This window comes from Occallatibacter savannae (genome assembly GCF_003131205.1).
GTDB lineage: Bacteria > Acidobacteriota > Terriglobia > Terriglobales > Acidobacteriaceae > Telmatobacter > Telmatobacter savannae.
Genome location: NZ_QFFY01000014.1, coordinates 1 through 2,257, shown reverse-complemented (window position 1 = coordinate 2,257; position 2,257 = coordinate 1). Strand labels below are relative to the sequence as shown.

3 protein-coding genes are annotated in these 2,257 nt (G+C 59.1%); 1 reads left to right on the top strand and 2 read right to left on the bottom strand.

Going from position 1 to position 2,257, the window contains the following annotated elements; genetic code table 11:
* The coding region (locus tag DHV10_RS27635; protein ID WP_204101551.1) for a hypothetical protein at positions 1-397 on the top strand (397 nt) is incomplete at its 5' end.
* Here DHV10_RS27635 and DHV10_RS26830 read toward each other — a convergent pair.
* The gene (locus DHV10_RS26830) at positions 325-918 is read right to left on the bottom strand and encodes a recombinase family protein (protein ID WP_109489516.1); all 594 of its coding nucleotides are present in this window, start codon (positions 916-918) and stop codon (positions 325-327) included. The two genes, DHV10_RS27635 and DHV10_RS26830, sit on opposite strands and share 73 nt — an antisense overlap.
* Positions 919-1,158: 240 nt before the next feature.
* Positions 1,159-1,434 carry a helix-turn-helix domain-containing protein gene (locus tag DHV10_RS26820; protein WP_109489514.1) on the bottom strand — a complete coding sequence of 92 codons (276 nt, stop codon included), beginning with the start codon at positions 1,432-1,434 and terminating at the stop codon, positions 1,159-1,161.
* Positions 1,435-2,257 lie beyond the last annotated feature (823 nt).

Below are 2,257 nucleotides of genomic sequence, written 5' to 3'. Positions count from 1 at the left end.
AAGCTATACGTTTTGGCACGGCCGGATCGGTGAGATCCGGCCGTTGATTTTGCTGGGTTTAGGAAGAGCGTTTTTGGAGGGCTTTTGTCACACCGACAACCTGCTTGTGGATGTCGTTGATGACACGTCGCTGGCGGCGCACTTCGTCGAGGAGAGGTTCCTCGAAGGCACGGTCCTGGTCGAGTTCACTTCGCAGGTCCTCGTTGATCTGCTGAAGGCATCTACGGTGACGATCGCTGTCGCCGAAGGCCGCGCCGATGAGGAAGCCGGCCACAGCCGAGAGCAGCATCCAGAGCGGTATGAAGTCAGCTGCAGATTCCTCGATCACGCGACTTTGTCCTCCGAGGGATGGCTCGCGAGAACGCGTCGAACGGTTGCCGTCGATACCTTGTGGTAGCTGGCGATCTGCCGCAGGCTTTCGCCGCGGCGACGATCGCAGAGTATGGCTTCACGGTCGACCTCGACGGGCTTGCGGCCGATGTGACGGCCTTCGAGCTTGGCCCGCCGCATGCCGGCACGAACGCGCTCGACGATCAGGTTGCGTTCGAGTTCGGCGATGGCGCCGATGATGACGACGACGGCTCTGCCCAGAGGACCGGCCGTATCGATCGATTCCCGGAACGAGATGAACTCGATGTTCAAGTGGTTCAGCTCGTCGAGGGTCTCTAACAGATGCCTGGTCGAGCGTGCGATTCGATCGCACGCCCAGACCAGCACTACATCGAAGCGACCCCGGCGAGCATCCCGCATCAAGTCACCCAGGCCTGGCCGGCGAGCCTTCACGCCGGAGATCCGATCCGTATACTCCTGGATGATTTGGTAGCCGCGCTGGGCAGCCAGCTGACGCAGGTCATGGACCTGCGTCTCCGGATGCTGATCGACCGAGCTCACCCGTAAATAGATCGCGGCCCGTTTCATCCCCGCTTTCCTTTCGGCTGCTTGTTCGAAGCGGAGTGCTTTTCCACGTACTCCCGGATGTAGGCCTCGAGCACTCGTGTCATATCGGTGCCTTCAGCCGCGGTGACGGACTTAAATTGGCGGTGGAGAGATGTTGGGATATTGATATTCACTCTTGTTAGCTCCGGTTCCGGTTGTTCTTTCTGTTTGATCGCCCTCACCTCCTCTCGGAGGTAAGTGTAAATGAGTACTAAGCTCCGATCAGGCGCCCCAGGCATCGCGGCAGAGCCCGACCAGAGCAACCATCCCGCGCCATTCCATGTCGAGCGCCGCGGCCAGTGTCTCCAACTGCTCGATCGAGGTCGGGATCTCCCCGGCCTCGATCGCAGCCCATTCGGCGGCCGGCATGCTGGCTCGGCCGGCTACGTACTCGATTGAACCCCTACATTCACGGGCTTCCCGGATCAGCTGGCCGAAGAGCCGCGCCCATACATCGCGATCTGTGCTGGGTGGGGAGATCTCGAACAAAACACTCATATACACATTGCTCCTGATAAGCAGACCCTGTCAAGGTCCGCAACATTGAACTACATGATCAGTGTGATTGGATGCTGGGCACTATCAAAGTCCACCGTTTAGCGACACTCCAATCAGCCCCACAGGCCCTCCCCGGGCGGATCAACATCTGGACTTCCTCAACAGCACACCCCCTTCCCTCGTGCTCCCCGCCTTGAGTCCAAGCATCCGCCCAACCCTCCCTTTAGAACACTCCCATGAATCCAGCTGAGTTCACGTCGAATCTGGCGGCCGCTGTCACTCGCGCGGGCAAGCGCCCCGGCTTAGCCGCTGGCGCCGGGCTCGCCGCCGTGACTGCGCCCCTGTTCTTCAAGAACTACCAGCGGGGCTATGCGAAGACTTCGCTGATTACCTGGTCTCTCCGTCCTGCCGCAACCAAAATACCCCGCGCGTACGCGCGATGGCTCCGGCTCCCTCTCTGGTCTATCCGGTCCTTTTGGGGTGCACTTTACCAGGCAGGCACGGCTCTCAAGTTCGACAGAAGTGACCGGCTCAGTGAAAGTATCAAATCCGAGGGCTCGTGGTCGGAATTCCCGGGAATTCCGACGTCGACTTGGGGCTTCCGGTACACTTGCCCGGATTCTGACCCCGGAAATTGCCGCTCTAGTATAGGGACGCAAGGCAAAAAGCTCTATTTTCACTCTCGGCATACATCAGCTTCATACGGATCTGACATGCTATCCAATCGGGTGAACACCCTAACTCCGGTTCACCAGAAGAAGATGAAAATGCTCTGAATGATACTTGACTGGTCGTCTCCTCTCTACGCCGCCCCCGATCTCAA